The 14,598-nt window shown below is 73.8% G+C and carries 9 protein-coding genes and 1 tRNA gene; 6 read left to right on the forward strand and 4 right to left on the reverse strand.

Annotation, left to right across the window (positions count from 1 at the left end; all coding sequences use genetic code 11):
• Positions 1-12: 12 nt before the first annotated feature.
• Entirely contained in the window at positions 13-1,530 is a 1,518-nt protein-coding gene (locus tag AB1207_RS22720; RefSeq protein WP_367640953.1) for a helix-turn-helix domain-containing protein, read from the reverse strand.
• 127 nt (positions 1,531-1,657) lie between these two features.
• Here AB1207_RS22720 and AB1207_RS22725 point away from each other — a divergent pair, with 127 nt between their 5' ends.
• Positions 1,658-3,601 carry a phosphoenolpyruvate carboxykinase (GTP) gene (locus AB1207_RS22725; RefSeq protein ID WP_367640954.1) on the forward strand — a complete coding sequence of 648 codons (1,944 nt, stop codon included), beginning with the start codon at positions 1,658-1,660 and terminating at the stop codon, positions 3,599-3,601.
• Between the two features lie 81 nt (positions 3,602-3,682).
• On the opposite strand, the gene AB1207_RS22730 is transcribed toward AB1207_RS22725, so the two are convergent.
• Positions 3,683-4,648: a zinc-binding dehydrogenase gene (locus AB1207_RS22730; RefSeq protein WP_367640956.1), complete on the reverse strand. Its 966-nt coding sequence runs from the start codon at positions 4,646-4,648 to the stop codon at positions 3,683-3,685.
• A 64-nt stretch (positions 4,649-4,712) separates the two neighbouring features.
• On the opposite strand from AB1207_RS22730, the gene AB1207_RS22735 reads away from it, so the two are divergent.
• The 3 genes from AB1207_RS22735 (at position 4,713) to AB1207_RS22745 (ending at position 9,340) form a co-directional block, all read left to right on the forward strand.
• Positions 4,713-5,591: an acyl-CoA thioesterase gene (locus AB1207_RS22735; RefSeq protein ID WP_367640958.1), complete on the forward strand. Its 879-nt coding sequence runs from the start codon at positions 4,713-4,715 to the stop codon at positions 5,589-5,591.
• 34 nt (positions 5,592-5,625) lie between these two features.
• Complete coding sequence (locus AB1207_RS22740; protein ID WP_367640959.1) at positions 5,626-6,879, forward strand: OmpA family protein; 1,254 nt, start codon at positions 5,626-5,628, stop codon at positions 6,877-6,879.
• Between the two features lie 106 nt (positions 6,880-6,985).
• Entirely contained in the window at positions 6,986-9,340 is a 2,355-nt protein-coding gene (locus AB1207_RS22745; protein ID WP_367640960.1) for a putative bifunctional diguanylate cyclase/phosphodiesterase, read from the forward strand.
• 105 nt (positions 9,341-9,445) lie between these two features.
• Here the strand turns inward: AB1207_RS22745 and ettA are convergent, their stop codons facing one another.
• The gene (ettA, locus tag AB1207_RS22750; RefSeq protein WP_367640962.1) at positions 9,446-11,128 is read right to left on the reverse strand and encodes an energy-dependent translational throttle protein EttA; all 1,683 of its coding nucleotides are present in this window, start codon (positions 11,126-11,128) and stop codon (positions 9,446-9,448) included.
• Positions 11,129-11,231: 103 nt separating this feature from the next.
• Here ettA and AB1207_RS22755 point away from each other — a divergent pair.
• A tRNA-Arg gene (locus AB1207_RS22755) sits at positions 11,232-11,304 on the forward strand.
• A 2-nt stretch (positions 11,305-11,306) separates the two neighbouring features.
• On the opposite strand, the gene AB1207_RS22760 is transcribed toward AB1207_RS22755, so the two are convergent.
• Positions 11,307-13,004: a hypothetical protein gene (locus AB1207_RS22760; protein WP_367640963.1), complete on the reverse strand. Its 1,698-nt coding sequence runs from the start codon at positions 13,002-13,004 to the stop codon at positions 11,307-11,309.
• A 274-nt stretch (positions 13,005-13,278) separates the two neighbouring features.
• Between AB1207_RS22760 and AB1207_RS22765 the strand changes: the two genes are divergently transcribed.
• Positions 13,279-14,583 (forward strand): extracellular solute-binding protein, encoded by a 1,305-nt coding sequence (locus tag AB1207_RS22765; protein ID WP_367640964.1) that lies wholly within the window; start codon positions 13,279-13,281, stop codon positions 14,581-14,583.
• Positions 14,584-14,598: the final 15 nt, after the last annotated feature.

Below are 14,598 nucleotides of genomic sequence, written 5' to 3' on the forward strand. Positions count from 1 at the left end.
CCCCCGGGCCGCTCACGACGGCGGGGTGCGCGGGGCGTGGGAGTCCAGGAAGGAGTAGACCTCCAGGTCGTCGACGCCGGGGAACCGCCCCGAGGGCAGCGGCGCCAGCGTCTGGGCGTGCAGCCGGGCGCTCGGCCAGGCGTGGTCGGCCCACCGTTCGGCCACCCCCGCCGGCGGACGGCGGCAGCACGCCGCCTCCGGGCACGTGCTCTTCGCCCGCACCCGGGTGTCCCGGCCGCGGAACCACTTCGCGTGCGCGTACGGGACGCCGACCGTGATGGAGAACCCGCCGTCGTCGCTCGTCCCCGTCTGGCTCGAGCACCAGAACGTCCCCGCGGGCGTGTCGGTGTACTGGTAGTTCTCCGTGGTGCGGTTCCGCACGTCGAACACCGTGCGCGCGGTCCACTGCCGGCACACGGGTTGCCCCTCGATGGCACCCGAGGAGTCCTCGGGGAACGGGACCCCGTCGTTCTCGTACCCGCGGTAGAGCGCACCGTCGTCGCCGACGCGCAGGAAGTGGACGGGGATCCCCAGGTGCGACGTCAGCAGGTTCGTGAGCCGGTGCGCCGCAGCCTCGTGCGTCACACCGAACGCGTCGCGGAAGTCCTCCACCGCCAGGTCCTTGTCGGCCTTGGCCGCGGACAGGAACTCCACCGCGGCGCTGCGCGGGAGCAGGCAGCACGCCGCGAAGTAGTTGATCTCCAGTCGCTGGCGCAGGAACTGCGTGTAGCTCGCGGGCCGTTCGTGCTCCAGCACGCGGTGCGCGATCGCCTGCAGCGCCAGGGACCGCAGCCCGTGCCCGCCCGGGATCGAGGCGGGCGGGAGGTAGATGCGACCGTTGGCCAGGTCGGTGACGGTCCGCGTGGAGTGCGGCAGGTCCTCGACGTGGATGATGCTGAACCCGAGGTCGGCGGCCATCCGCGCGACCTGCCGGTGGGTCAGGGCACCGACCGTGTACCCGGCCGCCCGCACGAGGTCCTCGGCGAGTTCCTCGATCTCGGGCAGGTGGTTGTCCACCGCCCGCAGCAGGTGCCGGATCTCGGTGTTCGCCCGCCGCGCCTCCTCCGGTGTCGCGTTGGACGCGTCGTGCCGGCGCGCGAGTTCGCGGTGCAGTTCCACCAGGGCCTCGAGCGCGTCGGTCGGCAGCTTCCGGCTCGACCGGACCTCCGGCAGTCCGAGCGTGCGGGCCAGCGGGGACCGCTGGGCGTGGTCGAGCTCGATCTCGAGCGCGGCGCGGCGGCTCGGCGGCGGCGCCGGGTCGAGCAGGTCCGAGGGCGGGACCCCGAGGGCGCGGGCGACGGCGGTGATGAGGGACAGCCGGGGTTCGCGCTTGCCGTTCTCCACCTGCGAGAGCTGGCTCTGCGCGGCCCCGACCTCCTCCCCGAGCTGCGCCAGCGTCCACCCCCTGGCCTGCCGGTGGTGCCGGATCCGTCGGCCCACCGTGAGGGCGTCCAGACCCGTCTCCGGGACCGGCGGGGCGAGCGCCGGATCGGTCAGCGGTTCGAGCGCAGCGACGCGCAGCGGAGCCATGCGGTTCACGGTAGGTGAAGAACGGCGGATCTTCACCCCTCTCCGTCGTTGTCCGGGGGTTGCGTGCACCACATGCTCGGAAGACGACGAACGAGACCACCACCGCTCCCGAAGGAGGCACGCCGACGTGACCATCGAGTTGACGCGTGACGTCCCCGTCCAGCCGACGGGGGCCCTGCGCCCGGCACACGTTCCCGCCCCGCTCCCCCAGCAGCCCTCCCGGCTCCGGGTCCAGCACGCGGCGGCCGACCCGTCCGTCGTGGCGTGGGTGCGCCGGGTCGCGGCCCTCACCGAACCGGACGCCGTGGTGTGGTGCGACGGCTCCCAGGAGGAGTTCGAGCGGCTGACGACGCAGATGGTGCAGGTCGGCACACTGGTCCGCCTCAACGAGGACCTGCGGCCCGGTTCGTTCCTGGCGCGGTCGGCCCCGACGGACGTGGCGCGCGTGGAGTCGCGGACGTTCATCGCCTCCCACCGCCGCGAGGACGCGGGCCCGACGAACAACTGGCGCGAACCCACCGCCCTGCGCGAGGAGCTCGCCGGGGTGTTCGCCGGCTCGATGCGCGGCCGGACGATGTACGTGGTGCCGTTCTCGATGGGCCCGGTCGGCGGCCCGATCTCCCAGCTCGGCGTGCAGGTGACCGACTCCCCCTACGCCGTCGTCTCGATGCGCACCATGACCCGGATGGGCGCCGACGCGCTCGCCGCCATCGGCCCGGACACCACCTGGGTGCCCGCCGTGCACTCCGTCGGGTACCCGCTCGTCGACGCGGTCGGCCGTTCCCGCGCGGACGTCGCCTGGCCGTGCAACGACCTGAAGTACATCGCCCACTTCCCCGAGACCCGGGAGATCTTCTCCTTCGGTTCCGGCTACGGCGGGAACGCGTTGCTGGGCAAGAAGTGCTTCGCCCTGCGCATCGCCTCGGCCATGGGCCGGGACGAGGGCTGGCTGGCCGAGCACATGCTGCTCGTCAAGGTGACCGACCCGCAGCAGCGGCAGTTCCACCTGGCCGCCGCGTTCCCCTCGGCGTGCGGCAAGACGAACCTCGCGATGCTGCGCCCGACGCTGCCCGGCTGGACGGTCGAGACGATCGGGGACGACATCGCCTGGATGCGCCCCGACGCCGAGGGCCGGTTGCGGGCCATCAACCCCGAGGCCGGGTTCTTCGGCGTGGCCCCGGGCACGGGCTGGTCGACGAACCCGACCGCCATGCAGATGCTCGACCGCGACGTCATCTTCACCAACGTCGCCCTGACCGACGACGGGGACGTGTGGTGGGAGGGCATGACCGAGGAGGTCCCCGAGCACCTCCTCGACTGGCAGGGCCGGGACTGGACCCCGGCGTCGGGAACCCCCGCGGCGCACCCGAACGCCCGGTTCACCGTCTCGGCGGCGCAGTGCCCGTCCATCGCCGAGGAGCTGGACGACCCGCAGGGCGTGGTCGTGGACGCGGTGCTGTTCGGCGGCCGCCGCCGCACGAACGTGCCGCTGGTGTCCCAGGCGCCGGACTGGAAGGCCGGGGTGTTCCTGGGCGCGTCGGTCTCCAGCGAGCAGACCGCGGCGGCCGAGGGGACGGTCGGGCAGTTGCGGCACGACCCGTTCGCGATGCTGCCCTTCGCCGGGTACGACATGGCCGACTACTTCGCGCACTGGCTGGGCATGGAGGACCGGTTGTCGCAGCCGCCGGCGGTGTTCGGGGTGAACTGGTTCCGCCGCGGGGACGACGGCCGTTTCCTGTGGCCGGGGTTCGGCGAGAACTCCCGCGTCATCGCGTGGATCTGCGCCCGCCTGGCCGGGCGGGTCGGTGCCGTACCGACCCCGGTGGGTCTGGTCCCGGCCTCCGGTGACCTCGACGTCGCCGGCCTGGACGTCCCCGCGCAGGACCTGGCCGAGTTGTTCGCGGTCGACCCCGCCGCCTGGACCGCGGAACTGGACGAGCTCGAGAGCTACTTCGCGCAGTTCGGCGCCAAGCTGCCCCGCGACCTGACACTCCGCCTCGAGGACGTCCGCGCGGAACTGCGCGCGGCCCGCTGGGAGCAGCGCCGCTGGGAGGAGTGGACGACCGACTGAGTCGTCCCCCACGATCCACCGCCGTCACGTCCACCGGGCACCGGGCTCGCCGGGAGGACGTGACGGCGGTGAACTCCGTCCTCAGACCTGGACGAGGACCTTGCCGACGGCCTGGCCGGACTCCAGCCGGGCGAACGCCTCGCGGGCGTCGGTCAGCGCGTGCACCGAGTCGACCTCGGGCGCGAGGCCGGCGGTGTCGCAGAACTGCAGCAGCCGCTCGAACTCCTCGCGCGTCCCCATGGTCGAGCCGAGGACGCGCAACTGCTTGAAGAACACGTTCTCAAGCATCGCCGGCGCGTCCCCACCCGTCGTCGCCCCGGCCACGACGACGCAGCCGCCGGGTTTCAGCGACTGCACCGAGTGCTTCCACGTCGCCTTGCCCACCGTCTCGAACACCGCGTCCACGCGGCCGGGCAGCCGTTCCCCCGTCGCGAACGTCGCCGCCGCGCCCCAGGAGCTCGCCCGCTCGAGGCGTTCGGGCGAGCGCCCGGTCACCCACACCCGCAGGCCCGCCGCCGACCCGAGCGCGACGAGCGCGTTCGAGACGCCACCGGCGGCCCCCTGCACGAGGACGGTCTGCCCGGGCACGGCCCGCGCCTGGGTGAAGAGCATCCGGTAGGCCGTCAGCCACGCCGTCCCCAGCGACGCCGCGCGCTCGGCCGTCCAGCCCGCCGGGCGCGGCAGCACGTTGCGCCGGGGCACCCAGACGTGCTCGGCGATCGTCCCCGGGTGCAGTTCGGACAGCAGCGTCCGCCGCGGGTCGAGGGTCTCGTCCCCGCGGAAGTCCTCGTCGGAGACGACGGCGTGCACGACGACCGCCGAACCGTCCTCGAGCGTCCCGGTCGCGTCGCAGCCCAGGACCATGGGCAGCCGCTCGGCGGGCAGTCCGACTCCGCGCAGGCTCCACAGGTCGTGCCGGTTGAGCGCGGCGCCCTCGACGTCGACGCGCACCCACCCCGCGGGCGGCTCGGCCGCGGGGGCGTCGGCCACCTCGAGGGCGGACAGCGGGTCGTCGGAACTGGCGCGGACGGCGCGGGCGGCGAGCACGCGCCGACGCTACCCCCGGCCGCCGCCCCGCACCCCCGGTGCAGCGGCTCGGTACGGTGCCCGGGTGCCCGACCACCACGACGTGTCCCCGTTGCTCGAGGTCCTCGACGTCCGCCCGGCCGGCTCCCCCGGCGACGCGGCCGCCGACGTCTTCACCGGCCCGAACCTCCCGCACTGGCGCCAGCGCCTCTTCGGTGGGCAGGTGCTCGGTCAGGTGGCGGTGGCGGCGGGGCGGACGGTGGCGCCCGACCGCAGCCTGCACTCCCTGCACGCCTACTTCCTGCGTCCCGGCGATCCGGCGGTCCCCGTGGCCTTCGCCGTCGAACGGCTGCGCGACGGCCGGTCCTTCTCCGCCCGCCGCGTGCAGGCCACGCAGAACGGCGTGCCGATCCTGTCGGGCATCGCCTCCTTCCAGGCCCCCGCCGAGGGCCTGGACCACGCCGAGCCGGCCCCCGAGGTGCCCGACCCCGAGGACGTCGTCAGTGACTACGCCGTCCTGGACGCCGTCGACCACCCGCTGGCCCGGCAAATGGGTCGCGGGCGGCACGTGGAGCTGCGCCACGTCGAACCGGCCCTGTACCTGGCCCCCGACCCCGAGCGCCGGGCCCGGCAGTCGGTGTGGTTCCGCCTCGACGCGCCCCTGCCCGGCGACGACCTCGTGCAGCGGGGGGCCCTGGCCTACGCCAGCGACCTGAGCATCCTCGAACCCGTGCTGCGCCGGAACGGGATGGCGTGGGCGACCCCGGGCACCAGCGTGGCCAGCCTGGACCACGCCATGTGGTGGCACCGCCCGGCCCGGGCCGACGACTGGATCCTCTACGTGGCCGAGAGCCCCAACGCCTCCGGCGCCCGGGGGCTGTCCACCGGCCGCATGTACGACCGCCAGCGGCGGCTCGTCGCCACGGTGGCCCAGGAGGGCATGGTCCGGGTCCCGCAGGGCTGATCCGGGCGCGGCGGGCGTGGAAGGATCACGGACCGTGCGCGCGCTGCCGACGACGGTCGTGACCCCCGCCCTCCTCCTGTCCCTGGCCCTGGCCGCGGGCCTCGGCGCGTGCACCGCGCAGCGCCAGGCGGCGCCGTCGGGCACCGGGTCCCCGTCCTCCCCCGCCTCCCCGACCGGCAGCGCCTCGACCGGCGGCTCGACCGGCGGCTCGACACCGCAGGTCCCCGTCGTGCCGGGCCTGCGCCCCGGGGAGGTCCCGCCCGTCCCGCTCATCACCGTGCCCGACGTCACGGCGCTCACCGCCTCCCAGCGCGCGACGTCCGACCGGCTCGCCGAGAGCCTGTCGGCCATCGCCGGCGCCACCCCGGGACTGGAGGTGACGGCGGCCCGCTGCGACGGCACGGGCGCCGTGGTCAACGGCGCGGGCACGCTCGTGCCCCACGGCGAGGGCGCCGGCGTCGTCAGCGACGGCCGCGGCACCGTCGTCGTCGAGGGCGACGGCGCGGGGGTCTCCACGACCGACGGCGTCACGATCGTCAACAACGGCGACGGCACGGGGTCCTACAGCGACGGGACCACCTCGATCAGCCTGGACGGCGGCGGCGCCGGGAGCTACGTCGACGGCCGCCGCACCGTGACCCTCTCGGGGGACGGGGCGGGCACGTCGGTCGACGGGTCGAGGACGACGACCGTGAACGCCGACGGGTCCGGCACGTGGACGGACGGCACCCGGACCACCACCAACGAGGGCGACGGGTCGGGGACCTACACCGACGGCACGCTGACCATCGTCAACGACGGGACGGGCCAGGCCCTGGTCGACGGGGTGCCGGTGGCGGCCGACCCCCTGCCCCCGGTGGGCCGGGCCGGGTCGTTCCCGCCGGTGCAGGCGCTGGCCCCGCTGGGGAACGTGTGCGGCACGCTCGTGCGCCTGCCCGGCGACGTGCTGTTCGACTTCGACTCCGCCCGGGTGCGGGCCGACGCGGCTCCCGTCCTGCAGGTGCTCGCGGACGCGCTGCAGGCCTCCCCGCCGGCGCAGCCCGTCCGCGTCGACGGGCACACCGACGGCTTCGGCACCGACGCCTACAACCAGGACCTGTCGGTGCGGCGCGCGACGGCGGTCGCGTCCTGGCTCGGCGGGCACGGCGTCACCGCGTCGCTGGCGCCGCAGGGGTTCGGCGAGACCCGCCCGATCGCGCCCGAGACCGTCGACGGCCACGACGACCCCGCGGGACGGCAGCTGAACCGGCGCGTGGAGTTCGTGCTGCCCGGCCCGTCCGCCCCCTGAGACCACCCCCGGCTGCGCCGGACGAGTGGCCCCCGTCAAGGGACCGAGCGCGGGAGTCGACCTCTTCTCCAGGGCAGTTCTAGATACATCTGGAAGGGGAACGGGGATGGCGGTGCGTCAAGACCACGGCCGGGCTGTCGTCGCGGCCGTGCGGGACTGGTACCTGCACGGGGACGTCGTGGACCGCGCCCGGCGGTTGTTCTTCCTCGTCGCGATCGGCAGCACGCTGCTCACCGCGGCCGGGGCCGAGGTCGACACCGGCGCCGGACGCCTCGTCGTCCTCGCAGCCGTCGTCGTCCTCATCGCCTCCTGGACGCACGGCTACCTGCGCGCCGCGGCGCGGCCCCGCCCCGACCTCTTCGACGCGGCCGACGCCGTCGCGCGCGCGGCCTTCGTCGCCGCGGTCGCCGACCCGCCCGCCGTCCTCGGCTTCCTCTTCTGGGCCGTGTGGTTCCGCTCGCAGTACGGCTCGGGTCGCACCGCGCTGCTGCGGTGCGTCCACCACGTCGCGGCCGTGACCGTCGGGGCGGCCGTGTGGTGGGCCCTGCCCGCGAACACGGAGACCTCCACGGTGTGGGGGGTGGCCGGGGCGTTCCCGGTCGTCTTCCTCGGCCTGGCGGTGGCGCGTCGCGTCCACTCCGCGGCGGCCCGCATCGTCCGGGACCAGCGCCGCGAGGCCGCCCTCAGCACCCTGGGTGCCGCCGTCGTCGGGCTCGTCGACCGCGCCGAGGTCGTGCGGGCGGGGATGGCCGCGGCCCGCGAGATCGCCGCCGCGACCCCCGGCCTGCGACTGGCCCTCGTGCGGGTCCGGGACGGTGTCGGCGACGCCGACCTGCGCGCCGGCGACTGGGCGACCCCCCTCACCCTCGCCCGCGTCCCCGCGGAGGCGTCGGGCGCGGCAGCCCTCCCGACGGACGCGGCCCTCGACGCCGCGGCGGGCACCACCGGCAGCTGGACGTCCTACGCCTCCCCGGTCCCCGACGGGCAGACCTGGCTCGTCGCCGGCGGGGACGAGCTGGCGGCCGAGGGCCTGCACGCGGCCTCGCTGCTCAACAACGGGATCGCGCTGGCGCTCAACCGGTGCGCCGCCCACGCCGCGCTGACCCGGCGGGCGGACACCGACAGCCTCACGGGGCTCGCCAACCGCGGCGCCTTCCGCGACGCCGTCGACCTGGCCCTGCTGGACCACGAGCGCTCGGACGGCGAGGCGGGACCCTTCGTCCTCTTCGTCGACCTCGACGACTTCAAGTACGTCAACGACGGCTTCGGGCACGGCGCCGGCGACGACGTGCTGACGGCGACCGCCGACCGGCTGCGCGCGACGGTCGGGGCCGCCGGGCTGTGCGCCCGTCTCGGCGGCGACGAGTTCGCCGTCCTGCTGCCCTCGACGACCACGGACGTCGCCGAGGCGCTGGCCCAGGCCGTCGTCGACGCGGTGACGGTCCCCGTCGCCGTCGTCACCGGGGTCGCGGAGATGGCCGCCGAGGAGGTGCAGGTCGGCTGCAGCGTCGGCGTCGCCCGCTGCGCCGGCGCCACCGGGGGCGTCGACGAGGTCGTCCAGCGCGCCGACGTGGCCATGTACTCCGCCAAGACCGGCGGGGGCGGGGTGGCGGTCTTCGGGCGGCGGTCCGCGGCGGCGGAGGCCGAGGCCGTGCTGCTGCGCGAACTGGCCGGCGCCACGGCCCGGGGCCAGATCGAGGTCCACTACCAGCCCGTCGTCGACCTGGCCGAGGACGCCGCCGACGTCTCGTGCAGCGGGATGGAGGCGCTCGTGCGCTGGAACCACCCCGAGCGCGGGCTGGTGGGCCCGCAGGACTTCATCGCCCGCGCCGAGCGGTCCGGCGCCATCCACGAGATCGGCGCGCACGTGCTCGACCAGGCCTGCCGCGACGCGGCCGCCTGGACGGTCGCGGGTCGCCCCCTCACCGTGCACGTCAACGTCTCGGTGGCCCAGCTCGCCGACGACCGGCTGCTCACCGTGGTGCGGTCCTGCCTGCGGCGCAGCGGGTTGCCGCCCGAGCAGCTCGTCCTGGAGATCACCGAGAGCATGGTCCTGGAGGCCCCCGACGCCCTGCGCCGGGTGCACGACCTCGCCGCGACCGGCGTGCGCATCGCCGTCGACGACTTCGGGACGGGCTACGCGAGCCTCACCGCGCTGCGGCGGCTGCCGGTCTCGCTGGTCAAGGTCGACCGGTCCTTCGTGGCCGGCGCGACGAGCAACCCCGCCGACCTGGCCATCATCGAGGCCGTCGTGCAGATGGCCGGACGCCTCGGCGTCGAGGTCGTGGCCGAGGGCGTGGAGGAGGTGGCACAGGCGCAGCTGCTCGCGGCCGCCGGCGCCCACCACGCCCAGGGGTTCCTCTACGCGACGCCGCTGCCGCGGGCCGCGTTCGACGAGTGGCTGGCCACCCGCACCCCCCTGCACCCGCGCCCGGTCCGCCGGCGCACGACGGCCGACTGACCGTCACCGCGGGGCGCCCTCCGGAGGTGGGTCGTTGACGCAGCCGGCTCACAGGTCGAGCCGGCTGCGTCAACGATCCTCAACCGTGGAGCGCAGTGGTGACGCTCAGTCGCGGGTGAGCTTGCGGTACGTCACGCGGTGCGGACGGGCCGCGTCGGGGCCGAGGCGCGCGACCTTGTTCTCCTCGTAGCCCGCGAAGTTGCCCTCGAACCAGTACCAGTTCGCCGGGTTCTCCTCGGTGCCCTCGTAGGCGAGGATGTGCGTCGCGACGCGGTCGAGGAACCACCGGTCGTGGCTCACTACCACGGCGCAGCCGGGAAACTCCAGCAGGGCGTTCTCCAGCGACCCGAGGGTCTCGACGTCGAGGTCGTTGGTGGGCTCGTCCAGCAGCAGGACGTTGCCGCCCTCCTTGAGCGTCAGCGCCAGGTTGAGGCGGTTGCGCTCCCCACCGGACAGCACGCCGGTCGGCTTCTGCTGGTCCGGGCCCTTGAACCCGAACGCCGAGACGTAGGCGCGCGAGGGCATCTCCTGGTTGCCGACCTGGATGTAGTCCAGGCCGTCGGAGACGGTCTCCCACAGGTTCTTGGACGGGTCCAGCCCGCCGCGGGACTGGTCGACGTAGGACAGCTTGACGGTGTCGCCGATCTTCAGGTCGCCGCCGTCGAGCTCCTCGAGCCCGACGATCGTCTTGAACAGCGTCGTCTTGCCGACGCCGTTCGGGCCGATCACGCCGACGATGCCGTTGCGCGGCAACGAGAACGACAGGCCGTCGATGAGCGTGCGGTCGCCGAAGGACTTCTTGAGGTCCTTGGCCTCGATGACGACCGAGCCCAGGCGCGGACCGGCCGGGATCTGGATCTCCTCGAAGTCGAGCTTGCGCGTGCGCTCGGCCTCGGCGGCCATCTCCTCGTAGCGGGCCAGGCGCGCCTTGGACTTGGTCTGGCGGCCCTTGGCGTTCGAGCGGACCCACTCCAGCTCGTCCTTCAGGCGCTTGGCCAGCTTGGCGTCCTTCTTGCCCTGGACGTCCATGCGGGCGGCCTTCTTCTCCAGGTACGTGGAGTAGTTGCCCTCGTAGGGGTAGGCGCGGCCGCGGTCGAGCTCGAGGATCCACTGCGCGACGTTGTCGAGGAAGTACCGGTCGTGGGTGACGGCCAGGACGGCACCGGGGTACTTCGCGAGGTGCTGCTCCAGCCACGTCACGGACTCGGCGTCCAGGTGGTTGGTGGGCTCGTCGAGCAGCAGCAGGTCGGGCGCCTCGAGCAGGAGCTTGCACAGCGCCACGCGGCGCTTCTCCCCACCGGACAGGACCGACACGTCGGCGTCACCGGGCGGGCAGCGCAGCGCGTCCATGGCCTGCTCGAGCTGGGAGTCCATGTCCCACGCGTTGGCGTGGTCCAGCTCCTCCTGCAGCGTGCCCATCTCGGCCATGAGGGCGTCGAAGTCGGCGTCCGGGTCCTCGAACAGGCCCGTGATCTCGTTGTAGCGGTCCATCTTCTGCTTCAGCTCGCCCAGGCCGTCCTGGACGTTCTGCAGGACCGTCTTGCTCTCGTCCAGCTTCGGCTCCTGCATGAGCATGCCGACGCTGTAGCCGGGCGAGAGGCGGGCCTCGCCGTTGGACGGCTGGTCCAGCCCCGCCATGATCTTCAGGACGCTCGACTTCCCGGCGCCGTTGGGTCCGACGACCCCGATCTTGGCCCCCGGGTAGAAGGAGATCGAGACGTCGTCGAGGATGACCTTGTCCCCGTGCGCCTTGCGCGCCTTCTGCATCTGGTAGATGAATTCCGCCACGTCCCCAGGCTAGTCGCAGGCGCCGGGCGGCCCACCATCCGCCGGGTCGCTAGGCTGACGACCACGGTGCGACCTGCTCCACCCGCCGGTCCGCCGGTGCCCTGCGCTCGTAGCTCAACGGACAGAGCGACCGGCTTCTACCCGGTTGGTTGGGGGTTCGAATCCCTCCGAGCGCGCCTCAGCGGCTGCCACCGCGCAGGCGCAGCCGCACGACGCCCGGCGTCCGGCCCGTGAGGTAGACGCGCTCGCCGGCCGCCGCGTGGCTGCCCTGCAGGTAGTCGTACTGCTCCCCGCCGTCGTAGCGCGCCGGCTGGTGCTCACCGGCCGCGCCACCCCCGCCCTCGCGGACGAGGACCACCTCGTCACCGGCGACGCGGTACCGCAGCTCGGGCCCGGTGAGCACCCGGGCGCCGTCGGCCGACGGCTCGGCGCCGGTCAGCGTCCCGCCGGGGCGGAAGGACAGCTCGAGCGCGTACGACGTCGCGGCCCCGCTGAACCCGACGGTGACGTCGGCCCCGTCGTCGAGCAGCTCCACCCGGACGGTCGTGGTGAGCTCGACCGCGTCCACGGCGCGGCGGCCGAAGGCCATCGCGGCGTGGAAGCGGCCCTCGTCGCCCAGGGGGTAGTCCCCGGCCGGGTCGCGGTCGGCGGCGGCGAGCGGCTGGTAGTACCCGGCGCGCAGCTCCTGGCACAGGACGAAGGTCCCGGCGGCCTCCTGCTCCAGCGTCGCGCTGCGGAACGGCCCGAGGCCGAAGAAGGCGGTCGACAGGCGCAGCGACTCCAGGACGGCCGCGCCGTGCCGGAACCGCAGGAAGGTCGCGGTGTTCGCCGTGCCGGACCGGATCGTGCCGACGGCGGGCTGGTCGCTGCCGCCGAAGACGACGGTCCGCGTGCGGCCCGCGGCGTGGACGGCCAGGCCGGACGCGGGCAGCACGGCCTCCCCCGCCCACGGACGCCCGCTGCCCGCGGGCAGGACACCGGCCAGCCCCGGGTGGGCGAGGAGTTCGGGCAGCACCGAGCGGCCGTCGACGCCGTGGGACTGCAGCGTCCGGGCGGCGTCGGCGAAGTCGGCGCGGTCCTCGGCGAGGGCGAAGCGCCGGTACGGCAGCAGCAGGTCGGCGCCGGGGTGGCCGGCGGTGTGCTGGTCCTGCCGGCGCGAGTGCACCGACTCCAGCAGGCCGTCCTCGTCGAGCAGCGGCAGGAACGCCTCCAGGTTGCGGCGCACGGGGTCCAGCAGGTCGGGCCGGTCGAGCAGGTCGGCGACGACGAGCAGCGACGGGCTGCTGACGGCCCCGGCGTACAGGGGGCTGCGCTCGGAGTACATGCCGTCGGCCTGCAGGTCGACGCCCTCGGCGAGCCACTCCTCGACCCGGCCGCGCACGACGTCGGGGGCCCCGAGCAGGGCACCGAGCCGCGCCAGCGCGCTGGAGATCTCCCAGCGGTGGTTGGGCGTGTGGACCCCGCCGGTCAGCAGCGGCGGCAGCGTCCGCTCCGCGACGGCCCGCAGCCCGGAGGCGACGCCGGCCAGCGCGGACTCGCGCCCGGCGAGCTCGGCCGTCAGGCACAGGTCGTTGACGGTGAAGGCCGTGTCGGGCGGGGAGGCGAGGTTCGTGCTGTCGAAGAGGCCGCTCGGCGTCTGCGCCACGCTCAGCAGCTCCACGAGCCGGGTCGCGACCGGCAACAGCCGCACGTCGTGGTGGTGGGCGGAGGCCGGATGGGAGAAGGCGGTCACCAGACCCTTCAGGCGCGCCGTCGTCTCGCGGTGGGCCAGGGGGCTGAGCGCCAGGGCGTCGCCGGCGAGGAGCGCGTCGACGCGCCGGTCGAGGTCGGCCACCAGCGCGGCGGTGAAGGTGGTGTCCTCGAGGTGCTCGGGCACGGGTGTCCTCCGGGGACGGGGTGGGGTGAGCGGACGCGGGCGGCTCGGGAGCCGCGACCCGGCGTCAGGAACCGTGACGTTAGCGTGCACATGACCTGACGTGAAGTCATCCGGACGACGAGCGGCGTCGAGCCTTGACCCGGTAAGCCCTTTCCACTTACCGTCCTGGACACCGCAGGAACGGCGGTGCCGCCACCTCGACGCGCTCTGGACGACCGGTCCGGAACGGGTCCGCAGGAGGCGGCTGGGGACCGGGAGACGAGGAAGTCCAACCATGAGCCAGAACAGCACCAGCCGACGGTCCGTCCTCCTCGGCTCCCTCGCGGCCGCTGCCGCGGGTGGCGCCCTGACCGCCTGCGGCGGAGGGGACTCCGCGTCGGGCAGCGGAGGCGGCGACGCGAAGAAGATCAGCTTCTGGCTCTCGGCCAGCGACGCGCAGGCGAAGGGCTACTACGACCTCGCCGACGAGTTCAAGACGAAGCAGGGCATCACGGTCGAGATCGTCAACGTCCCCTACGACGGCTACCAGACCAAGCTGCGCCAGGCCGCCCAGGCCGACTCGCTGCCGGACGTCGCCAGCGCGCCGTCGCTGGACCCGATCTGGACGAACAAGCTGCAGGACCTGACGGCCGTGGCGACCAGCTCGACGAACAAGATCGACGAGAAGCTGTACCAGAAGACCGACGACGGCAAGATCCTCACGATCCCCTCCGACATCACCGCCGCCGGCCTGTTCATCAACGCCTCGTTGTTCCAGAAGGCGGGCGTCGCCTACCCGACGGACCCCGCGAGCACCTGGACGTGGGACGCGTTCCTCGCGGCCGCCACGCAGGTCCGCACCGCGACCGGGGCGAAGTACGACCTCGTCTACGACGCCTCCCCCGCCCGCATCCGCGCGTTCGTCTACGAGCACGGGGCCAAGGGCTTCCAGCTGAACTCCGAGGGCACCGAGTACTCCGTCGACGACGCGACGGTCGAGGTGCTGCAGAAGTTCGTGGACATCAACGACGACGTGGTCATGCCCAAGTCGGTGTGGACGTCGGGCGCCGACCCGAACGCCCTGTTCAAGAGCGGTCAGGTCGTGGCGTACTTCTCCGGCGTCTGGCAGGTCGCCGACTTCGCCGAGAGCATCACGCAGTTCGAGTGGGCCGCCGTCCCGACCCCGGCCCAGCCGACGCAGGCGACCGACATCAACACCGGCGGGAAGATCGTCGCCTTCGACAACGGCGACACCAAGGACGCGGCGATGAAGTTCGTCGAGTTCCTCTACGACCCGACGAACTACGCCAAGGTCGCGGCCACCAACGGCTGGCTGCCGGTGGAGACCGGGCTGGACATCGCCTACCCGGGCACCAACCAGGCCGCCCTCGACGGCTACGCGCTCTACCAGAAGGAGATCGAGCTCGCCGACCCGATCTCCACCTCCGGCAGCGACGCGGGTGAGAAGCTCACCCTGGCGGGCAAGGCCATCACGACCGACCCCACCAAGGACGAGATGGGCAAGGCCATCAACGGTCAGCAGACCGTGCAGCAGACGGTGGACAACATCGTCAAGCTGCTCAACGAGCAGATCGCCTGACGTCACCCGACCGGA

Origin of the sequence: Kineococcus endophyticus, assembly GCF_040796495.1 — a bacterium.
Classification (GTDB): Bacteria; Actinomycetota; Actinomycetes; order Actinomycetales; family Kineococcaceae; genus Kineococcus; species Kineococcus endophyticus.

Excerpts from the sequence above, each read along its gene's own strand:
- AB1207_RS22720 (WP_367640953.1), bottom strand. The coding sequence starts at position 1,530 with ATGGCTCCGCTGCGCGTCGCTGCGCTCGAACCGCTGACCGATCCGGCG.
- AB1207_RS22745 (WP_367640960.1), top strand. The coding sequence starts at position 6,986 with ATGGCGGTGCGTCAAGACCACGGCCGGGCTGTCGTCGCGGCCGTGCGG.
- AB1207_RS22765 (WP_367640964.1), top strand. The coding sequence starts at position 13,279 with ATGAGCCAGAACAGCACCAGCCGACGGTCCGTCCTCCTCGGCTCCCTC.